The organism is Microbacterium sp. bgisy203, from assembly GCF_057706945.1.
This window is the reverse complement of the sequence record NZ_JBYIPF010000001.1, coordinates 698,165-717,906: the sequence shown is the minus strand read 5'-3', so window position 1 is coordinate 717,906 and position 19,742 is coordinate 698,165. Positions and strand designations below refer to the sequence as shown.

Genomic DNA, 19,742 nt, shown 5'->3' with positions numbered 1-19,742 from the left:
TTGCTTCGCTTCGCACTGCGGTCACGCTCGGTAGCTCAGGTCCGTTCCGTCACGCGAGGCGCATTCGCGTGCCACCGCGGGGGCGCCCATGCCGCAAGCGGCAACGCTAGGACCGGCCTATGCGGTCGAGTCGAGCGCGCAGACCGCCCTGATCTGGATTGCTCGAAGCCGTCCGCTCAACGCGCACCGCCCCAATCGGACCCGCCATCGTGCGGTGCGCCTGCGGCGGTGTCGGTCTGCGCGGCGCTTGCCCACCGCGGCCACAGCCAGTCCAAATCACTCCGACAGCGCCCGCAGCCACGCCGCTGCGCGAAGGCCCTGCTCGCGTTGAAACCCGCGCAGGGTGGGGAGCTGTGGGATCACCGGTTCCGTCGACGCGCAGAGGAAGAATCCCGTCATCGCGGCGACCACCGACCGCAGCGCGGAGGCATCCACTGCGCGGAGCATTGGTTGTCGACCCATCTCCTCGATCGGCGGCGTTCCCGAGAACATCGCCATGCTCGGCAGTGCGAGCACGACATCGAGCCACGGCGCACCGATGCTCGCCTCGGGCCAGTCCAGCACGATCATCCCGTCGCTCGCGAGCATCATGTTGTCGGCGCGGAGGTCACCGTGGACGAGCGCGCTCCCGTGCACGGTTTCGCGCCACGATCGGGAGTAGCCGATCACCGCGTCGATGTGGTCGGCGATCCACGGGTCGAGACGCGCGGCGGGTGCGTCGGCGCCCGCGCGCGACCAGGCATCCAGACTGCCGGCGCTGACCTCTTCGAACGGCGGAAGGTCGATGGGGCTCGGGTCGAGCAGCTCGGACAGCGCGGCATACGTGTCGAACATCGCGGCACGGTCGGCGGCATCGCCGGGAACGGGGTGGCGGCCCTCGATGTGTGCGTACAGCAGCACGATCCAGTCGTCGAACTCGCTGGATGCCAGAAGGTCCGCGTGCGGAACCTGTCGGGGCAGCAGCCCGAGAATGTCCCGCTCGCGCCGGTACAGATCGCGCGCGCGGTCGGACGTGTCGGTCGAGGCCGCCTTCGCGAACACCGTCCGACCATCGGCGAGGACCAGCGTCGACGCGAGACCCGGCGAGAAGCCGCCGAACGACGTTACGGCTGAGACGACGCTTGACCCGCACAGTGACTCGATCCGGGCACGCACCTCCGGCGGGCAGTCGGCCCAGGTCAGCCGGTTGCGGCCGCCCTGCACCGTGCTCTGATCGGTCATCACCGCATCCTCTCGCCGTCGTGCGTAGATCTCGCTCGAAGGTCGTCAGGCCACCGCCGCCCGCGCCCGCCGCGCCAGCTCATCCCCGTCAATCCCGGGCCAGCCGTAGAGGACCTGCGCATCGGCATCCGGTAGCGCGCTCGCGCCCCACACGGCACCGGCGAGGGAGCCGGCGATCGCGGCGACGGTGTCGGTGTCATTTCCCCCGCGCACGGCACGGACGATCGCCTCGCGCGGCGAGTCGGCACCCGCGACCGCCGCGAGCGCGCCCTGGAACGCACGGACGACCCACCCGTTCTGGGCGCGGAAGTCCCGCGGGTGGATGCCGGGAGCCGTCGCCTCGTCGATGAAACCGCGCCAGCGATCTCGGCGCTCGGCGGGCAGGGCGTCGAGCTGCCCCAGCATGTCGAGCTCGCCGGTGAGGATCGCGTGGCGGATCGCGAGCGACCACAGCACGACGGCGTCGCCGTTATCGTCCTCCCAGTGGGTGAGTTCGGCAACGCGGCGAGCGGCTTCGGCGAGCTCGGCGGGGGACCGGTCGAGGTACCCGAGCGCGACGGGGCCGGTACGCATGAGTGACCCGTTACCGCCGCTCCGGCCGGCGCGGTCGTGCCTCTCCTTCGACGCGGCGCGCGCGGCGGTCTCGCCGGTGTCGTCGCCGAGCAGGCTCAGCACGGTGCGGGTCTGCGCGCCGACGTCCTTCGCGGTGAGGGCCCACTCGCGCCACGCGGCGACGAGCGCGGCGACGGCATCCGGATCTTCGAGCGTCCGCCCCGCGGCGAGCTGGTCGAGGATCGCGACCGCCATGCTCGTGTCGTCGGTCCACTCGCCGACGCCGTGACCGAAGACGCCCGTCCCGTACTCCGGGTCGACATCGTCGGGAAGCGCGGGACCGAACTCGTACTGTGAGCCCAGGGCATCGCCCGCAGCCGAGACGAGAACGGCGCCGACGGCGCGGTCGAGTTGATCGGCGGTGAGCGTCATCGTGTCCTCCCGTCGCGCACGGCTCGGCGCGCACGCGTCGTCTCCATCGTCGCACTCCCCTCAGTTCCGCTGGCGTCAACGCTCAGCTCACATTCCGACGGAGCGCCTCGGCTACCCAGCGTGCGTAGGCATCCCACGGCGAGGCGCCGGCCGAGAGCGCGGCGGCGTGCGTGACGAGTTCGGCATCGGCACGGAACCACTCGCCGCCCTCGCGCAGATGCGCGAACTGCGCGTGACGCGCACGTTCGACGGTGCGGTCGCCCGGCTCGAACGCGAGCAACTGCTGGTGCCAGATTGCCGCGAGGCGCCGCCGCGGCCGCGACGAGGTGCCGATCTTGATGCGGTCGTCCCAGCGCAGGTAGTAGACGACATCGATGCGCGGGCGCGGCAGCTCGGCATCCGGAGCGTCGCCCACGACCCACCCGCACACGGGGCATTCGCGCGCGCTCGGCGCGAGGGCATCGGCCCCGCACAGCACGCAGCGCTCAGACACGGTAGGCGTCCACGAGGAGGGGCCCGCGGATGTCGCAGAGCGTATCGATCAGCCGTTCGATACCGCGCCGGCTCGTCGTCGCGCCGGTGAGGTCGTGCGGGCCGAGGGCGGGGAGCGTGCCGGTGCGCAGCCGCACCACCTCCCAGCCGGCAGCGCGGAGGGCGCGGTCTTTCCGCCGGTCGGACTCCTCCCGCGGGCCGACGTGCTCGAGCCCGAACCGCCCCACGGTGTCGTACTCGATCGCGACGCGCAGCTCGGGCAGGAGGATGTCGGGCCACACCTCGACGTGGTCGAAGAAGGGGCGGGCGACGCGCACCGCGTTCATGCCGCGCGTGACGGCGAGGGCATCGAACACCGCCACGCGCAGCGCCGCTTCGGCGGCTGAGGCCGGCTTCGGCGCGCAGGCGCTCACGAACGGTGTACCGACGGCGACGTCTGGAGTCTTCCGGCAGAGGCGCGCGGATGCCGGGGACGCGCGCCGCTGCGTAGATGCCGGTGCTGACGGCATCCGCGCGCCGGACAGACGGGCCTCAGACGGACGGGCCTCGGACAAGCGCCGCCCGGGCAGCCGCGGCGCCGGCTGCACGCGCGACGGCGCAGCCTCCGCAGTGCAATCCGGGCACCAGGCGGATCTGCGCCGACGCCCGCCGGGACGGCCGCGCTGCTCGGTCGGCGTCGCGACGAACAGGTGCCCCGCCTCGCACTGCCACAGCAGCAGCACGTCGGCGGCGGGCGGGATCTGCGACAAGACGATGCCCGCATTGAGGTCGGGGTGATACTGGCGCACGAGCATCGGGAACGACGCCCACGCCTCGCGGTACGCGCCGACCTCGTACGGCACCGCGCGCCCGCGCGAGAATTGCCGCCGCGCCCACCAGTCCTGGATCCTCTCCGCCATGCGTCGCACACTACGTCGAGCCTCGGACATCGGTTCGAAAGTCGATGTCGGAGCCCCGTGTGAGCATCGGTGTGACGATGCGTGTGAGCATGCGTACACGATGCACGCGGACTGATCGGGGGAGGGCGAGATGCGAGGGGAGGCGACCGTGCTGCACGCCGACCTCGACGCGTTCTATGCGTCGGTCGAGCAGCGCGACGCGCCCGAACTCCGCGGGCGCCCGGTCATCGTCGGCGGCGGGGTCGTGCTCGCCGCGAGCTACGAGGCGAAGGCGCGCGGGGTGCGCACCGCGATGGGCGGGCGGCAGGCGCGCGAGTTGTGCCCGGACGCCGTCGTCGTCCCTCCCCGCATGGATGCCTACACAGCCGCCAGCCGCGCCGTCTTCGCGATCTTCCGCGACACGACGCCGCTGGTCGAAGGACTCTCGATCGACGAGGCGTTCCTCGAGGTCGGCGGCCTCCGGCGTATCGCCGGCGAGCCCGAGGAGATCGCGCGAGCGCTGCGTGTGCGCATCCGGGCGGAGGTGGGGCTGCCGATCTCGGTCGGCATCGCGCGGACGAAGTTCCTCGCGAAGGTCGCGAGCGCGGTCAGCAAGCCCGACGGGCTTCTGCGCGTCGACCCGGCAAGGGAGGAGGAGTTCCTCCACCCGCTGCCCGTCGAGCGGCTCTGGGGCGTCGGTGCCGTGACCGCCGAGAAGCTCCATCGCCTCGGCATCCGCACCGTCGGGCAGCTCTCCGAGCTCGAAGAGGCGACGGCGGAGCGTCTGCTCGGACGCGCGGCGGGCGCGCACGTGCACGCGATGGCGCGGCTGCGCGACCCGCGACCGGTCGTCACGACGACGCGGCGCGGGTCGATCGGCTCGCAACGTGCGCTCGGCAACCGCCCGCGCGCGCCCGACGAGCTCGACGTCATCCTGACCCAGATCGTCGATCGCCTCGGACGGCGACTGCGCGACGGAGGGCGGGGATGCCGCACGGTCACCCTCCGACTGCGCTTCGGCGACTTCGCGCGCGCTGCCCGCTCGCACACGCTCCGAACAGCGACCGATCGGACGGGGCTGCTCGGGGGCATCGCGCGCACGCTGCTCGCCGAGGCGATGCCCGAGATCTCGGCGCGCGGCATCAGCCTGATCGGCATCTCGCTCTCGCACCTCGTGCGCGGCGACGCGCTGCCGGCGGATCTGCCGATCGACTGGGGCGACGGCGCGCAGCTCGACTCGGTGCTGGATGCCGTCCGCGACCGCTTCGGGGCGGCGTCTGTCGCCCGGGCGACGCAGATCGGGCGCGACACCGGATGGGACGCGCCGTTGCTGCCGGAGCACGAGTGAGGCGGCACGAGCGAGAGAGCACGAGTGAGGGGGCCCGAGCGAGGGAGCCCGAGCGAGACGGTCCGAGTGAGCGCGCACGAGCGAGACGGCAGGAGGGAAACGGCGAGACAATCGAAGGGTGCAGACGATTCTCGGAGCAGGCGGACAGATAGCGACGGAGCTCGCGCGGGAGCTGGCCCGCGAATACACGACCGAGCTTCGGCTGGTCAGCAGGCATCCGGTCGCGGTGAACGCCACCGACACCGTCGTGGCCGCCGATCTGACCGACGCGGCGCAGACGCAACGCGCCGTCGCCGGCAGCGACATCGTCTACTTCACGGCGGGGCTGCCCGCGAGCACCGAACTGTGGCAGACCCGCTTCCCGTCGATGCTGCGGCACGCGCTCGACGCGGCATCCGCCGCGGGCGCGGCGTTCGCGTACTTCGACAACACGTACATGTACCCGCAGGACGATCGCGTCCAGACCGAGGCCACCCGGTTCGCGCCAGTCGGCCCCAAGGGTCGCGTGCGCGCGGAGATGGCCGAGATGGTGCTCGACGAGATGGCGCGCGGTGACATCCCGGTGCTCGTCGCGCGCGCTCCGGAGTTCTACGGACCGGGCAAGACGCAGAGCTTCACGAACCGTCTCATCACCGAGCGGCTGGCCGCCGGCGAGACGCCGCTCGTGCCGGTGCGCGACGATCGCCGCCGCTCACTCATCTGGACGCCGGACGCGAGTCGCGCCCTCGCGCTGCTCGGGAACACGCCAGACGCCTTCGGCCAGACGTGGCACCTGCCGGTATCGCCCGAGCACCCGACGTATCGCACCTTCGTCGCCGACGCCGCGGCGGCGTTCGAGGCCAAGGACCGCTACCGGGTCGTCCCGGCGTGGCTTCTGCGCGCCGCGGGGATCGTCTCACCGCAGGCACGGGAGATCCGCGAACTGCTCCCGCGCTATGCGCACGACAACCTCTTCGACTCGACGAAGTTCGCCGCCGCGTTCCCTGACTTCCGCATCACGTCGTACACGGAGGGTCTCGCCGAGATCGCGGGGGAGCGCTCAGCCTGAGCCGTCCGTTCCGGACGGGCCGGGCTCGTCAGGACTGAGCCTCGACCCGCCGGTTGTGGGCCAGGTTGACGAGCAGCAGAGGCAGGAGCAACCCCAGCACGACGGCGATGATCGGCAGCGGTGACCCCGGGTATTGCGAGCCGCCCGTCGTGGCTCCGCCGACAACCAGCAGGATCCCGAAGACGCGCAGAGCAAGGGCCTTGCCGGGAACGTGCGGCGGGTTCCGCCAGAACGGGATGAGGTCTTCGGGATTCGCGCGCGACACGACGACCAGCGACGCGGTCCACAGTGCGACGCCGACGATCACGATGAGGACGTACGCGATGACAGGCATGCACCCATGCCAGCACACCCGCGCTCGATGGGCAATGGCGGCCCCGCGCCGGTCGACGACCTTCGGCTACTCTGGGCACACACCACGAGCAGGGAGGGCGACGTGATCGACACACTGATCTCCCTGTGGCGCGCCTCACTCGCCGCGCTCGGCATCCTCGCCGTCCCCGAGCTGACGTCGGCCGGCGCACTCGTGACGGTGACCGTGCTCGTCGCGGCGACCCTCGTCCTCCTCGTCGCCTCCGTCGTCGTCGCCCCGCGTCGCGTCGGCGGAGCCCGCCGGCATCCCACGCGCGACGACGAACGCGCAGCCCCCCTCACCCAGAGCGACCCCGACGCCGACGGGCACATCCGCCGGCGCGGTCCGAGCGCAGCGGCCTCGGCCGCGTAGCCCACCCGTCGGGAAGACCCCGGCATCCTTCGCGGCCGATCAGCCCCTGATCGCCTCGACCGATGGATGCCTCATGGACCTCACCTCGCTGCCCCTCATCTCGACCCTCGTCTCCCTCACCTACGACGGCCTCATGGCCGTCACGTCGCTCATCGCCCCCGTCTCGGGCCACGCCTCCGCGGCCGTCGCGGTCGCGCTCGTGACCCTCGTCGTCCGGGCCGGACTGATCCCGCTCGGCGTCGCGAGCGCACGAGCCGAACAGCTGCGCTCCCGCCTCGCCCCGCGCCTGCGCGACCTCCAGAAGCGGCACCGCCGCGACCCCGAACGCCTGCAGCGGGAGACGATGGCGCTCTACCGCGCCGAAGGCGCGTCGCCGTTCACCGGATGTCTGCCCGTGCTCGCTCAGGCCCCGGTGCTCGGGCTGCTGTACACCGTCTTCATCCACTCCTCAATCGCCGGGCGGCCCAACGCCCTCCTCGACGAGACCTTGCTCGGGGTCCCGCTGGGGGCGAGCCTGGCCGGTGAGATCGTCCAGGGGACGGCCGGCGCCGGGACCGCGATCGTCTTCGCCGTGATCATCGCGGTGATCGCCGCCGTCGCGGAGGCGACGCGGCGGCTGCTTCCGGTCCCGACATCCGCCGACGGGCCGCAGGTTCCGGGGGGAGCGCTGGGAGCTCTGCAGTACACCACGGCGGTCATCGCGGCCTTCGTGCCGCTCGCCGCAGCGATCTACCTCGCCGTGACCGTCGTCTGGACGCTCGGACAGCGGCTCGTGCTGCGGCGTCGCTACCCGCTCGCATCCCCGTGACCGGCGCGCGCCGGCCGGATCGAGAACTCGACCGGCCGAGTTTTCGCCGCACGGCGCCGCGTCTCGGTATGTTGAGGGCACGACGACGGCGGAGGTGGCACGATGACGACGCGAACACGCACCGGTGCGGCGGTCCTGGCGATCGCGGCGGTGCTCGCACTCGCGGGATGCGCGAGCGGCGCCCCGACGGAGAGCTACCCGGGCGGCCCCGCGGGGGGACACGGCGAGGAGACCGGCGGGACAGAGCTCACCGGCGAGCCCGAGGCGTTCTACCTCGAGAACGCCGGCGCGATCGCGGTCGTCCTGTGGGGGAGCAGCAGCTGCCCCACCGTCGGAGAGCGCATGATCGTCGAAGAGCGCGCGGGAGCAGGAAACGCGGTCCGCGTCGAGACGCGCGAGGTGCCCGAGCAGACGCCCTGCACGCTCGACCTCGTGCCGCACACGACCGTGTTCGCGACACCCGGTTCGGTGAAGACGACCGAACCTCTCACGATCCGCATCGACGACACCGAGCTCACCCTCGTCGATGAGGTCCACGAGTAGGGCCCCCCGCGCTCGCGCGCGAGGGGCCGCTCGAACCCGCTCTGGGCGGGTGCGCTCTCACCCGGCGTGCGTGTCGGGCTCGACGATCGGGTCGTCTGCGTTCGCGGCGGCGGCGTCCGGCTGCGCGCCGGGAGCTCCGAGGTCGGCGTCTGCCCGGACGAGCTTCTCGATCTCGGCCCCGGTGGCCTGATCGACGGCTTTCCAGTACGCGAACGCCCGCTCGAGCACGTCGCCCGTGACGCCGCCGAGAAGGTGCCCCGCGACCGTCTTCACGAACGCGGCGCGCTGCTCGTCGTTCCACACGTCGCGCACGAGCGCGCCCGGCTGCGAGAAGTCGTCGTCGTCCGGCCGTAGCGTGTACGCCTCGCGGACCATCGCGCCGTCGACCTCCCAGCCCGGGTCGACCTCGCCCACGTTGTCGGCGTATCCGCGGCCGAACGAGTTCGGTGCGTACACCGGGGCATCCCCCGTGTGCTCGTACGCCATCGGGCCGTCCTTCGTGTAGGTGTTCACCTCGACATGCGGACGGTTGACCGGCAGCTGCAGGTAGTTCGCGCCGATGCGGTGGCGGTGCGTGTCGGCATAGGCGAACGCGCGGCCGAGCAGCATCTTGTCGGGGGAGAACCCGATGCCCGGGACGAGCGCCGACGGCTCGAAGGCGGCCTGCTCGATCTCGGCGAAGAAATTCGCGGGGTTCCGGTTGAGGGTCATCGTTCCGACCTTGACCAGCGGGTAGTCGGCGTGCGGCCAGATCTTGGTCAGATCGAACGGATTGATCCGGTACGTCTTCGCATCCTCGTACGGCATGAGCTGCACCGAGAGGGTCCACCGCGGGTAGTCGCCGCGCTCGATTGCGTCCCACAGGTCGCGACGGTGGAAGTCGGCGTCCTCGCCGGCGATGCGGGTCGCGTCGGCGTCTTCCAGACCCTCCACGCCCTGGTCGCTGTGGAAGTGGTACTTCACCCAGTGCTTCTCACCTGCCGCATTCACCCAGAGGTAGGTGTGCGACCCGTAGCCGTTCATGTGACGGTAGGTGCGCGGGATGCCGCGGTCGCCCATGAGGTAGGTGACCTGGTGCGCGGACTCGGGGTTCAGCGTCCAGAAATCCCACTGCATGTTGTTATCGCGCAGGCCATTGCCGCCGCGCCGCTTCTGCGAGCGGATGAAGTGGGGGAACTTCATGGCGTCGCGGATGAAGAAGATCGGCGTGTTGTTGCCGACGAGGTCGTAGTTGCCCTCGTCGGTGTAGAACTTCAGCGCGAATCCGCGCGGGTCGCGCCACGTGTCGGGGGACCCCTGCTCGCCCGCGACCGTCGAGAAGCGGGCGAGCATCTCCGTCGTCGCTCCCGGTTGAAACAGGGATGCCTTCGTGTACGCCGACACGTCCTCGGTGGTCTCGAAGACGCCGAACGCGCCCGAGCCCTTCGCATGGACGTTCCGCTCGGGGACGCGTTCGCGGTTGAAATGCGCCATCTGGTTCACGAAGTGGACATCGTGAAGGAGGATCGGGCCGTCCGCGCCGACCGTCAGGGAGTTGCGGTCGCTCGGGGCCGGCGAACCGGTGTCGGTCGTCGAGCCGAGATCGGCCTCGACGGAGGGAGCGGTCTTGATGGATTCGCCGTCGGTGGGCTCAGGGAGATCAGGCATAGCGCCAGGCTACGGAGCGATCGCGGCGAGGACCACCCCCCCTTGCGTCGTGCTCGGCGCGATCGTCCTCGGTGTCAGAACCGGGGGGATCGGCCTGGGTCTGTGGGGCGTGTTCGGCACGCTCGTGCTCGTCTTCATCTTCCGGCTGCCGCCCGGGTCGCCTCCGGTCGACGCGTTCTTCATCGTCATCGCCGTCATCACGGCGGCGGCAGCCATGCAGGCGGCCGGCGGCATCGACTACCTCGTGTCGATCGCGTCGAAGATCATCCAGGCGAACCCCAAGCGCCTCACCTACGTCGCGCCGCTCGTCGCCTTCGCGTTCACGGCGCTCTCGGGCACCTCGAACATCTTCTTCGCGCTCATCCCCGTCATCTACGAGACGGCCTACCGCAACGGGCAGCGCCCCGAGCGCTCGCTCGCAGCGTCCACCGTCACGAGCGCTCTCGGCATCACGTCCAGCCCGGTCTCTGCGGCTATGGCGGCCTACCTCGTGCTCGCCTCGCCGCTGGGCTTCGGTCTCACATCGATCCTTCTCATCACCGTCCCCGCGGCGATCGTCGCGTGCATCGCGACCTCGTTCATCCAGCAGCGGATCGGCAAGGAGCTGCTCGACGACCCCGTGTACCTCAAGCACGTCGAGGACGGCACGGTGGAGATGACCCCCGTGCTCGTCGCCGAGAAGAAGGCGCGCGAGGACGCGATCGCGGGCGGTGCGAGCCCCGCGGATGCCGCGAAGCAGGCGCGCAAGCAGACACGCAGTTCGATCGCCACGGAGAAGATCACCCAGGACGTCCCGAAGAACGGCCGCGTCTCGGCCGCGATCTTCGTCGCGGCGATCCTCGCGGTCGTCGTCATGGGGTTCTTCCCGAACCTCCGCCCCGCCTTCCCCGACGCGAACGGCGACCTGCAACCGATCGGTATGTCGACCGTCATCCAGCTGTTCATGTTCTCGGCGGCGCTCATCATCATGCTGGTGTGCAAGGTGAAGTCCGGCGACGTGATGAAGCAGTCGCTCCTGGCCTCGGGCTTCGTCGCGGCCGTGGCCCTCTTCGGCATCGCCTGGATGGCATCCACCTTCATCAACGCCAACCAGGAGACGATCGTCGAGCCCCTCGGCGGTCTCGTTCAGACCGCGCCGATCCTCCTCGCCGTCGCTCTGTTCCTCATGGCGGGCCTCACGACGAGCCAGTCGGCGACGACCAACACGATCATCCCCATCGCGATCGGTGCCGGCATGCCGATCGGCGTCATCACCGCGATGTGGCCGTCGCTCGTCGGCGTCTGGTTCTTCCCCGCGAACGGCTCGCAGATCGCCGCCGTCGAGACCGACCTCACGGGGTCGACCCACCTCACCTCCGTGCCGATCTGGCACTCCTTCACGATCCCCATGCTCGTCTCGTGGGTGTCGGTCGTCGCCGCGGGCCTTGTCATCCAGTTGTTCGTGCGCTGAATCGCGGGCGCCGACCAGCGTGCCCGGGAAAGGAAGACCCCATGTCCACCGCAGAAGAGATCACCGCCGCGACGAAGGCGATGATGCCCGACGTCCTCGCCCGGCACGCGACCCTCGTCGGCATCCGTTCGATCGCCTTCCCGGGCTTTCCCGAGCAGCCCGTGCACGACATGGCGCAGGCCGTGATCGACATGCTGAAGGATGCCGGAGCAGACAACGCCCGGCTGCAGGAGATCCCCGGGGGCTACCCCGCCGTCGTCGCCGAGATCCCGGGACCGGAAGGGTCTCCGACCGTGCTTCTGTATGCGCACTACGACGTGCAGCCCGCCGCCGAGGACCAGGGGTGGACGAGCGACCCGTGGACGGCGACGACGAAGGACGACGGCCGCATCTACGGGCGCGGCGCCGCCGATGACAAGTCGGGCCTCGCGATGCACTACGCGACGATCGCGCAGCTCGCGAAAAACCCGCCGTGCTCGATCCAGGTGCTCGTCGAGGGTGAGGAGGAGACGATCTCGCACCTCGAGGAGTTCGTCGAGCACAACCCCGACCGGTTCCGCTTCGACGTTGCCGTCATCGCCGACGTCGGCCCGCAGGCGGTCAACCGCCCGGCGCTGACGACCGCGATGCGCGGCGACGTGTCGTGCACGATCACCGTCTCGACGCTCTCCGCCCCCGTCCACTCGGGCCTGTTCGGCGGGGCCGCGCCCGACGCCATGACCGCGATGATCCGCATTCTCGACACGCTGCACGACGGGAACGGCGACACCGTCATCCCCGGCGTCGACAGCGGCACGTGGCCGGGCGCCGACATGGACGAGGCGATCTACCGGCAGGGATCGGCGATCCTCGACGGCGTCGACTACCTCGGCACGGGAACGATCAGCGACCGCGTCTGGGCACGGCCGTCGGTCACCGTCATCGGCATGGACGTGCCGAACACCGTCGAGGGCGGGAACGTGCTCATCCCATCGGTGAAGGCGCGGCTGTCGCTGCGCATCGCCCCCGGTGCCGACCCCGAGGGCCAGCTGGCGGCGCTCATGTCGTACCTCGAGACCCAGACGCCCTGGAACTGCAAGGTCGAGGTCGAGCGCGTGAAGGCCGGGAGCAACTTCCAGGCCGACACGTCCGCACCCGCGATCGGGGATGCCGAGGCCGCGCTCGCCGAGATCTACGGGAAAGACGTCGAGCAGATCGGCTCGGGCGGGTCGATTCCGCTCGTCGCGTCGCTGCTGAAGGCTTCGCCGAAGGCGTCGGTCGTGCTGTGGGGCGTGCAGGACACGGAGCACGCGCGCATCCACGCCTCGGACGAGTCGGTCGACCCGGCGGAGCTCGAACGCATGATCGCGGCGCAGGTGCTGCTGCTCACGCGGCTCGGGGAGAAGACCGGCGAGAAGAACACCGGCGAGAAGAACTGAGGGGCGTTTCGACGCGCTGCGCTCGCTCGATGACGACGGGTGCCCGTCAGCGGGCGGCGTCGATTGTTGCCTGCAGGCGGCTGACGACATCGCCGGAGGACAGGTCGATCACCGTTCCGTCGACGACGAGGATCGGCACGCCCTGCACGACCTGGTGGGTGCCGGCGATCGTCGCCCCGAGCCAATGCTCGTTCGACGCGTTCACCCACGCGGCGAAGCGGCGTGAGGTGACGGCGTCGGAGATGTCGGCGCGGACTCCGGCATCCTTCGCGAAGGCGAGGATGTCGTCGTCGCTCGGGTGGGACGTGCCGTCGGCGAGCGTCTGGTGCTCCTGCAGGATGGCGTAGAAGGCGGGGAGCGCGTCGCCCTCGCCGGCGTCGAGTGCGGCGGCGAGCGCGTTCGCGCCGCGCGTCGACCAGTCGGTCGCGTCGCCGTGCTTACCGCTCACGAAGTTCAGCGGGTGGATCGTGAGGGTCGCCGTGCCGTCGGCGACCGCGTCCGCGATGATGTCACCGGTCGCCGCCTCGAGCATCTGGCAGTACGGGCACGACAGGTCGGTCCACAGCTGGATCGACACGTGTCCCGTCCCCGAGTGGAGTCCGTACTCCGTCGCGCCTGCGGGGGTGGCGGCTGAGGCGGAGGATGCCGGGGGAGTGGTGGGCGCCGGGTCGGACCCCGCGGCGCACCCCGACAGGAGGAGTGTGCCGGCGGCGACGGCGGTCACGAACAGACGGGTGGACGGACGAGCGCGGCGCACGGTGGTCTCCTCGGAAAGCGTCTATTGTGGTCAGACCTCATTTTACGGACGGAGTCTGAGTATCCGCCAGAGATCGCGCGCGTCGCGCGTGCCATGTCGGAGGTGCGTGTCAAGATCGCTCCGTGTCCCGCAGGCGATCGCGCGTTCCTCTCGTGGTGTCGCTCATCGTCGGGGCGACCGTCCTCGTCGCTCTCGCCGTCGGCGCCGTCTTCGTCGTGCCGCAGATCGTCCGCGCCGCGCAGACCGAGGTCGCCGCCGGTCCGACGGAGATTCGCGTCGCGACGACGGGCGCGGCGGGGCAGATCACCGTTGAGGACGGCTGGTCGTACCTCGTCGACCCGTTCGATGCGGCATCCGCGACCGTCCGGAGTCCCGACGGCGAGATGACCGTCGCCTTCACCGTCGTCCGGACGGATGATGCGGAGGCGGCCGTGCGAGAGCGGGCGGGGGGCGCCGTTGCGCCCTTCGACGTCGAGCCGGTCGGCGCTACCCGCGTGCTTCACACGCGCGCCGTCGACGACGACGCGACGGTCGGCGCGGTCGTCGCGGGCGGGGCCGCCGTCCTCTTCGACGCGCGACCGACCACCGGCTACGACGCGGAACTCGCGCTGCTCCTCTCCCACGTCGTCGTCACGTCCGCCGGGGTGACGCCGTGATCGCGCGGCGCGCCGCCGCCGCGCTCGCCGTCGCGGCCATGCTCCTCGGCATCAGCGCGTGCGCTCCCGCGACCGACCCCGGCTGGGAGCCCACCGCGTGGCCGGTGATCGGCACGGTGACGACGGAGCCCGCCTCTGCGGCGGACGCGGCGCCAGGAACCGTCGATCAGCGCCTGCGGAACGACACGGTCGGGATCGACGCCCGCTGGTCCGCCCTTCCCGGCGATCAGCCCATCAACGATGTCATCGAGAAGGCGGTGCGGGATGCCGTCGCGGTGCGGTCGGATGCCTCCGGCGCCGCCTATCGGCCCGAGGCCTTCCCCGCCGGCGCGGGGCTCGCCGAGCGCGGCTGCACGGCGGGTGCGGCGACCGAGCTGGCGGCCGACGTTCTCGGCGACCGCGCCGGCACGGTCGTCGTCTGCGAGGTCACCGTCGCGCGCGGAGCGGTGTTCGCCGAGACCCTCCGCACCGTCATCGGGTCCGCCGGCTTCGTCACCTCCGACTCGGCCGAGACCGTTTACACCGACCTCTCGACGGGTGTCGTCGGCACGGCATCCGACCTCTTCGCCGACGTCCCGGCGCTCTGGACCGAGATGGTCGACGTGTTGCGTCGTGACGCGGGAGCCTGTCGCTCGAGAGCGTGCAGCCGCCGGATGCCGATCAGGTCGCCGCGGCCCTCGCCGGAGAGCTCGGGCGCGCGCGCTTCGCGGACGGCGCCGTGTCGGTGCCGGTGCCCGCGGGCCTGAGCGCCCCCGAACTCGACGGACTCGTCCGCTGGAACGCGCGGGGCACCGATCGCGCGCTGTTCGTGGAGTTCACCCCAGACGAGATCTCACCGGTGCTCACCGATCTCGGACGCGCCGTGGCGACGGCATCCGGACCCTTCACAGGCCCCACGAGCGCAGGCGCCGGGTTCGAGCGGACGCCGTGCGACCTCGTCCCGCGCATGGCGATGACCCTCGACGACGGACCCTCGACGCTGACCCCGGCGTTCCTCGACGTGCTCCGCGACCAGCACTCGGCGGCGACGTTCTTCATGCTCGGCAAGAACGCGCAGAACCACCCCGACACCGTCGCGCGCGTCGCCGCCGAGGGGCACGAGATCGGCAACCACACCTGGGATCACCCATACCTCACCGACCTCACCGACACGCAGATCCAGGCGCAGCTCGGGAACACGCGTGCTCTGCTCGAACGGCTGTCGGGGCAGCCGATCCCGTTCTTCCGGCCGCCCGGCGGATACGTCGACGACCACGTCGTGGCGCTCGCCGGGCAGAGCGCGATCCTCTGGAGCGTCGACACGCGCGACTGGGCGGGCCCGGACGCGGAGTCGCTGAAGCGCTACGCGATCGACCGCCCGAATCCCCAGACGATCATGCTCATGCACGACATCCAGCCGGTCACTGAGAGCGTCTTCGCCGACGTGGTGGCGGGTCTGCGCGATCGGGGCTTCTCCCTCGTCACGGTCGACGCGCTGTTCGACGGTCATGTGCCGCCGGGCATCGTGCGGCACGGCCCGCTCGACTGAGGGCAGGTACCCCGCGGAGGTCAGTGAGCTGCGTCGTAGGCCTCGAGCACGGAGGCCGGCACGCGCCCGCGCTCGGAGAGCTCGTACCCGTTCTCGGCCGCCCACGCGCGGACCGGCGCGTAGTCGCGCTGGCCGGCGCGCTTCTGCTTGCGGCCGCCGCCACCCGCCGACCCGGTGCGCGTGCCACCGCCGGCCGGCCGCGCCGACACCGACCGCCCCGCGGCGACGTAGGGAGCGAGCGCGGCGCGCAGCGCCTCGGCGTTCTCGTCGGTGAGGTCGATCTCGTACGCCGTCCCGTCGAGCGAGAACAGCACGGTCTCACCCGAGCCGACCTCCAACACGGTGCCGTCGAGGTCGTCCACGAGCTGATGCACGATTCTGCGAGCCATGGCCAGAGCCTACTGACGCGGGCGCGGCTAGGGGAGAAGGCCGGCGCGGCGCGCCTTCGTGACCGCGGCGTGCCGGGTCGCGGCGTCGAGCTTCGCCATCGCCGCCTGCAGGTACGACTTCACCGTGCCTTCGCGCAGCGTCAGGTGCGCGGCGATCTCGGCATTGGTCTGCCCCAGCGCCGCGCACGCGAGCACATCCGTCTCGCGCGGCGAGAGGCGCACGTCGAGGGCCGCCTCGGGTTCCGCGCGGTCGTGCGACAGCGTCGCGAGGCGCTCTTCGATCGCCTCGAGGCGTCGACGGATGCCGGCATCCGCCACTTCTGCGCCGATCCGGCGCAGCTCGGCGTATGCCTCGCGCAGCTCTTCGCGCGATGCTGCGTCGAGGCCCGGGGCGGGGGCCGCGGGGGCGAGTCGGCTCACGCGACGTGATACCTCGTCGTTGACGCGCAGCTCGGTCGCAAGGTCGGCGGCGACCTGGAGCGCTGCGCGTGCGGTCTGCTCGCCGAAGGCGGTCTGCGCCCACGAGCCGCAGTACAGCACGCCGCGCGGAAGCCCCGCGACGAGCACCGGCACGGCGAACAGCGTCGCGATGCCTTCGCCGAGGACGGCGCGGTCGTAGTCGTGGGTGATGTTGCGCGATGACCGGTAGTCGAGGGCGAGGCGCGGACGCCGCTCGACGAACGCCCGTCCGCCGAGGCCGCGCGTCGGCTCGACCACGAGGGTCGAGAGGTGCCCTGTGCGGTTGCCGACGACAGAGGTCACATCGATCGCGCCCGACTGCTCGTACCCGCCGAACGCGACGGGCAGTCCCGTGCGCGTCGCGAGGTCGCCGACCGCGCGCGTCAGGAGATCGGCTTCGGAGGCGACGCCAGAAGGTGCCATCCCACTACCCACTTCCGGGGGTGACGACTGCGTCACCCGGTTTCGTAGCGTCGACGTTACCACGCGCCCGGACGACGTCGACCGGGCGTCCGGGCGCACGCCCGACCCCCCATGAGGCAAGGAGGCCACATGTCAGGATCGTCCACCGATGCCCGTCCCTCGGGCGGCATCGACTACGTCGCGGTCGAGAGATCGCCCGAGTACGTCGAGCTGAAAAGGCGGCATCGCAGCTTCGTCTGGCCGCTCACCATCGCGTTCCTCGTCTGGTACTTCACCTACGTGCTGCTCTCGTCGTTCGCCGGCGAGTTCATGTCGACGCCGGTGTGGGGCCTCATCAACGTGGGTCTGCTGATGGGTCTCGGCCAATTCGTCACGACCTTCGCCATCACGATGTGGTACGTCTCCTACGCGAACAGGCGAGTGGACCCGCTGTCGGCGAAGATCCGTGAAGAGCTCGAGGAACTGGAGCCGAGCGCATGAGCGCGTTGACGCAGTCCGTATGGGATGCCGCCGCGGCGGCCGTCGACACCGTCGAGAACAACCCGGTGCTCAACATCTCGATCTTCGGCGCCTTCGTCGCGGTGACGCTCTTCATCGTCATCCGCGCGAGCCGCAACAACAAGACGGCGGCCGACTACTACGCGGCCGATCGATCCTTCACCGGCCCGCAGAACGGCTTCGCGATCTCGGGCGACTACCTCTCCGCGGCATCCTTCCTCGGAATCGTCGGCGCGATCGCGATCAACGGCTACGACGGGTTCCTCTACTCCATCGGCTTCCTCGTCGCGTGGCTCGTCGCGCTGCTGCTCGTCGCCGAGCTCATGCGCAACACCGGCAAGTTCACGATGGCCGACGTCCTCTCCTTCCGTCTCAAGGAGCGGCCCGTGCGCATGGCGGCGGCCATCACGACCCTCGCCGTCTGCTTCTTCTACCTGCTCGCGCAGATGGCCGGCGCCGGCGGACTCGTCTCGCTGCTGCTCGGCATCCACGAGCAGATCGGTCAGTCCGTCGTCGTCGCCGTCGTCGGGCTCCTCATGATCGTGTACGTCCTCATCGGCGGCATGAAGGGCACCACCTGGGTGCAGATCGTGAAGGCGTTCCTCCTCATCGGCGGTGCGGTCGTCATGACCATCTGGGTGCTCGCGCTCAACGGCTTCAGCCTCAACACGCTGCTCGAAAACGCCGTCGCCGCATCGACGTCGACCCCCAAGGAGGCGATCCTCGAGCCGGGTCTGCAGTACGGAAAGAACCCGTGGGACTTCGTGTCGCTCGCGACGGCGCTCGTCCTCGGCACGGCTGGCCTCCCGCACGTGCTGATGCGCTTCTACACCGTGCCCACCGCCAAGGAAGCACGTCGCTCGGTCGTGTGGGCGATCTGGCTCATCGGGCTCTTCTACCTGCTCACCCTCGTCCTCGGCTACGGTGCGGGTTACCTCGTCGGCCCCGACACGATCAAGAACGCGCCCGGGGGCGTGAACTCCGCAGCACCGCTGCTGGCGTTCGAGCTCGGCGGGCCGCTCCTGCTCGGGTTCATCTCCGCCGTCGCATTCGCGACGATCCTCGCGGTCGTCGCCGGTCTCACGATCACGGCGGCAGCCTCGTTCGCCCACGACATCTATGCGAACGTCGTGAAGAAGGGGAACGTCCCGCCGGACGGCGAGGTCAAGGTCGCCCGTCGCACCGTGATCGTCATCGGCATCCTGGCGATCCTCGGCGGCATCGGCGTGCAGGGGCAGAACGTCGCGTTCCTCGTCGCGCTGGCCTTCGCGGTCGCCGCCTCGGCGAACCTGCCGACGATCCTCTACTCGCTGTACTGGCGGAAGTTCACGACCCGTGGCGCGGTGTGGAGCATGTACGGGGGCCTCGCCGCCGCCATCATCCTCATCGTCCTCTCGCCCGTGTTCTGGGGCACCGAGACGAGCGTGTTCAAGAACGTCGGCACGGCGATCTGGCCGCTGAACAACCCCGGCATCGTCTCGATCCCGCTCGGGTTCTTCCTCGGCTGGCTCGGATCGGTGACCTCCCGCACGGCGGAAGACCCGGAGAAGGCGGCCGAGATGGAGGTGCGCTCGCTCACGGGCTACGGCGCCGAGAAGGCGGTCGACCACTGAGATGCCGGTGATGACGCGCTGACGCGACGTCACGGCGTGAGGACGCGGCGGCCCCGGGCATTCCTTCCTGTCGCAAGGAGGTGCGCCCGGGGCCGCTCGCTCGTCGCGGCCGGCCTACACGGCCCGCGACGTCTGTGTCGCCGGCGCCCCCGGCGAGGACGAGGCCTCTGTCACCCGCGCCTCCAGATCGAGCAGGTGGCGCTTGCGCTCGGGATGCCCGCCGTAGTCGCCGATCGAGCCGTCGCTGCGCACCACGCGGTGCGCGGGAACGATGATCGAGATCGGGGTGCGCGCGCAGGCGGTCCCCACGGCACGGTTCGCGCCGGGAGACCCGGCGGCGATCGCGACCTCGGCGTACGAGGCGACCTCGCCGTAGGGGATCTCGCACACCGCGTCGAGCGCGGCGCGGACGAACCCGCCCACGCGCAGGTCGAGGGGCACCTCGAACCGGCGGCGGATCCCGGCGAAGTACTCGTCGAGCTGTGTGCGGACGGATGCCGTGGCGTCGGCATCCGGCTCGGGCGCCGTGCGCAGCGCGAGCGCGGCCCGTTCGAGCGCGCCTTCGGCCGCGCCCGCGTGGTCCTCGAGGATCTCGAGGACGGCGAGGCCCGCGTCGGTGACGACGACGAGGGCCTCGCCGATCGGTGTCGGGTGCACCGAGTATGCGGCCGAGGGGGAGGGGAGTGCGGACATGGCTCCCATGATGTCGCGCCGCTCCGATGCGAGGCGCCCGCGCCGGGCGATCTGTGGACGAATCGGCGAATCCGCCGCCTGGGGAGGAGTCGATGGCAACGCGGCTCTGGGGGCGCGTGCGCCTCAATAGCGCAAAACCCGGCGGACTAACGAGATTCTCGCGCC

General features: G+C 70.8%; 22 protein-coding genes. 12 read left to right on the top strand and 10 right to left on the bottom strand.

Annotation, left to right across the window (positions count from 1 at the left end; all coding sequences use genetic code 11):
• Positions 1-276: 276 nt before the first annotated feature.
• The 4 genes from AC3ENQ_RS03455 to AC3ENQ_RS03440 form a co-directional block, all read right to left on the bottom strand.
• On the bottom strand, positions 277-1,221 hold the full coding sequence (locus AC3ENQ_RS03455) for a phosphotransferase family protein (protein WP_431801693.1): 945 nt from the start codon (positions 1,219-1,221) through the stop codon (positions 277-279).
• 45 nt (positions 1,222-1,266) lie between these two features.
• On the bottom strand, positions 1,267-2,205 hold the full coding sequence (locus AC3ENQ_RS03450; protein WP_431801691.1) for an ADP-ribosylglycohydrolase family protein: 939 nt from the start codon (positions 2,203-2,205) through the stop codon (positions 1,267-1,269).
• 82 nt (positions 2,206-2,287) lie between these two features.
• A complete protein-coding gene (locus AC3ENQ_RS03445; RefSeq protein WP_431801690.1) occupies positions 2,288-2,698 on the bottom strand; it encodes a GIY-YIG nuclease family protein in 411 nt (136 codons plus the stop codon).
• Positions 2,691-3,596 (bottom strand): hypothetical protein, encoded by a 906-nt coding sequence (locus AC3ENQ_RS03440; protein ID WP_431801688.1) that lies wholly within the window; start codon positions 3,594-3,596, stop codon positions 2,691-2,693. Before AC3ENQ_RS03440 ends, AC3ENQ_RS03445 begins: the two co-directional genes overlap by 8 nt.
• Positions 3,597-3,726: 130 nt before the next feature.
• Between AC3ENQ_RS03440 and dinB the strand changes: the two genes are divergently transcribed.
• Both dinB and AC3ENQ_RS03430 read left to right on the top strand, forming a co-directional pair.
• Positions 3,727-4,923, top strand: coding sequence for a DNA polymerase IV (dinB, locus tag AC3ENQ_RS03435; protein WP_431801686.1), 1,197 nt, complete (start codon positions 3,727-3,729; stop codon positions 4,921-4,923).
• Between the two features lie 118 nt (positions 4,924-5,041).
• The gene (locus tag AC3ENQ_RS03430; protein WP_431801684.1) at positions 5,042-5,971 is read left to right on the top strand and encodes an NAD-dependent epimerase/dehydratase family protein; all 930 of its coding nucleotides are present in this window, start codon (positions 5,042-5,044) and stop codon (positions 5,969-5,971) included.
• Positions 5,972-5,999: 28 nt separating this feature from the next.
• On the opposite strand, the gene AC3ENQ_RS03425 is transcribed toward AC3ENQ_RS03430, so the two are convergent.
• On the bottom strand, positions 6,000-6,305 hold the full coding sequence (locus AC3ENQ_RS03425) for a hypothetical protein (RefSeq protein ID WP_431801682.1): 306 nt from the start codon (positions 6,303-6,305) through the stop codon (positions 6,000-6,002).
• Positions 6,306-6,407: 102 nt separating this feature from the next.
• On the opposite strand from AC3ENQ_RS03425, the gene AC3ENQ_RS03420 reads away from it, so the two are divergent.
• From AC3ENQ_RS03420 to AC3ENQ_RS03410, 3 genes are all read left to right on the top strand, one after another.
• Entirely contained in the window at positions 6,408-6,695 is a 288-nt protein-coding gene (locus tag AC3ENQ_RS03420) for a DUF6412 domain-containing protein (protein ID WP_431801680.1), read from the top strand.
• A gap of 73 nt (positions 6,696-6,768) precedes the next feature.
• The gene (locus AC3ENQ_RS03415; protein WP_431801678.1) at positions 6,769-7,503 is read left to right on the top strand and encodes a YidC/Oxa1 family membrane protein insertase; all 735 of its coding nucleotides are present in this window, start codon (positions 6,769-6,771) and stop codon (positions 7,501-7,503) included.
• 102 nt (positions 7,504-7,605) lie between these two features.
• Positions 7,606-8,046: a hypothetical protein gene (locus tag AC3ENQ_RS03410; protein ID WP_431801676.1), complete on the top strand. Its 441-nt coding sequence runs from the start codon at positions 7,606-7,608 to the stop codon at positions 8,044-8,046.
• A gap of 57 nt (positions 8,047-8,103) precedes the next feature.
• Here the strand turns inward: AC3ENQ_RS03410 and AC3ENQ_RS03405 are convergent, their stop codons facing one another.
• Entirely contained in the window at positions 8,104-9,693 is a 1,590-nt protein-coding gene (locus AC3ENQ_RS03405) for a catalase (protein WP_431801674.1), read from the bottom strand.
• A gap of 49 nt (positions 9,694-9,742) precedes the next feature.
• Between AC3ENQ_RS03405 and AC3ENQ_RS03400 the strand changes: the two genes are divergently transcribed.
• Both AC3ENQ_RS03400 and AC3ENQ_RS03395 read left to right on the top strand, forming a co-directional pair.
• Positions 9,743-11,143, top strand: coding sequence for an SLC13 family permease (locus AC3ENQ_RS03400; RefSeq protein WP_431801672.1), 1,401 nt, complete (start codon positions 9,743-9,745; stop codon positions 11,141-11,143).
• Positions 11,144-11,184: 41 nt separating this feature from the next.
• A complete protein-coding gene (locus tag AC3ENQ_RS03395) occupies positions 11,185-12,561 on the top strand; it encodes a M20/M25/M40 family metallo-hydrolase (protein ID WP_431801671.1) in 1,377 nt (458 codons plus the stop codon).
• Positions 12,562-12,607: 46 nt separating this feature from the next.
• Here AC3ENQ_RS03395 and AC3ENQ_RS03390 read toward each other — a convergent pair whose 3' ends face one another.
• Complete coding sequence (locus AC3ENQ_RS03390; protein WP_431801669.1) at positions 12,608-13,318, bottom strand: DsbA family protein; 711 nt, start codon at positions 13,316-13,318, stop codon at positions 12,608-12,610.
• Between the two features lie 122 nt (positions 13,319-13,440).
• Here AC3ENQ_RS03390 and AC3ENQ_RS03385 point away from each other — a divergent pair, with 122 nt between their 5' ends.
• Genes AC3ENQ_RS03385 through AC3ENQ_RS03375 form a run of 3 tightly spaced genes read left to right on the top strand, consistent with a single transcriptional unit; the run spans position 13,441 to position 15,502 of the window.
• Complete coding sequence (locus tag AC3ENQ_RS03385; RefSeq protein ID WP_431801668.1) at positions 13,441-13,974, top strand: hypothetical protein; 534 nt, start codon at positions 13,441-13,443, stop codon at positions 13,972-13,974.
• Positions 13,971-14,720, top strand: coding sequence for a hypothetical protein (locus AC3ENQ_RS03380; protein ID WP_431801666.1), 750 nt, complete (start codon positions 13,971-13,973; stop codon positions 14,718-14,720). The genes AC3ENQ_RS03385 and AC3ENQ_RS03380 overlap by 4 nt, the downstream gene beginning before the upstream one ends.
• Complete coding sequence (locus AC3ENQ_RS03375; RefSeq protein ID WP_431801664.1) at positions 14,615-15,502, top strand: polysaccharide deacetylase family protein; 888 nt, start codon at positions 14,615-14,617, stop codon at positions 15,500-15,502. The genes AC3ENQ_RS03380 and AC3ENQ_RS03375 overlap by 106 nt, the downstream gene beginning before the upstream one ends.
• A 20-nt stretch (positions 15,503-15,522) precedes the next feature.
• On the opposite strand, the gene AC3ENQ_RS03370 is transcribed toward AC3ENQ_RS03375, so the two are convergent.
• Positions 15,523-15,891, bottom strand: a complete 369-nt coding sequence (locus tag AC3ENQ_RS03370) for a histone-like nucleoid-structuring protein Lsr2 (RefSeq protein ID WP_431801663.1) — start codon at positions 15,889-15,891, stop codon at positions 15,523-15,525.
• Between the two features lie 27 nt (positions 15,892-15,918).
• Complete coding sequence (locus AC3ENQ_RS03365) at positions 15,919-16,773, bottom strand: LuxR C-terminal-related transcriptional regulator (RefSeq protein WP_431801661.1); 855 nt, start codon at positions 16,771-16,773, stop codon at positions 15,919-15,921.
• Between the two features lie 129 nt (positions 16,774-16,902).
• Here AC3ENQ_RS03365 and AC3ENQ_RS03360 point away from each other — a divergent pair, with 129 nt between their 5' ends.
• Both AC3ENQ_RS03360 and AC3ENQ_RS03355 read left to right on the top strand, forming a co-directional pair.
• Complete coding sequence (locus AC3ENQ_RS03360; RefSeq protein WP_431801660.1) at positions 16,903-17,253, top strand: DUF485 domain-containing protein; 351 nt, start codon at positions 16,903-16,905, stop codon at positions 17,251-17,253.
• Positions 17,250-18,884 carry a solute symporter family protein gene (locus tag AC3ENQ_RS03355; RefSeq protein WP_431801658.1) on the top strand — a complete coding sequence of 545 codons (1,635 nt, stop codon included), beginning with the start codon at positions 17,250-17,252 and terminating at the stop codon, positions 18,882-18,884. The genes AC3ENQ_RS03360 and AC3ENQ_RS03355 overlap by 4 nt, the downstream gene beginning before the upstream one ends.
• 114 nt (positions 18,885-18,998) lie before the next feature.
• Here the strand turns inward: AC3ENQ_RS03355 and AC3ENQ_RS03350 are convergent, their stop codons facing one another.
• Complete coding sequence (locus AC3ENQ_RS03350) at positions 18,999-19,577, bottom strand: methylated-DNA--[protein]-cysteine S-methyltransferase (protein ID WP_431801656.1); 579 nt, start codon at positions 19,575-19,577, stop codon at positions 18,999-19,001.
• Positions 19,578-19,742: the final 165 nt, after the last annotated feature.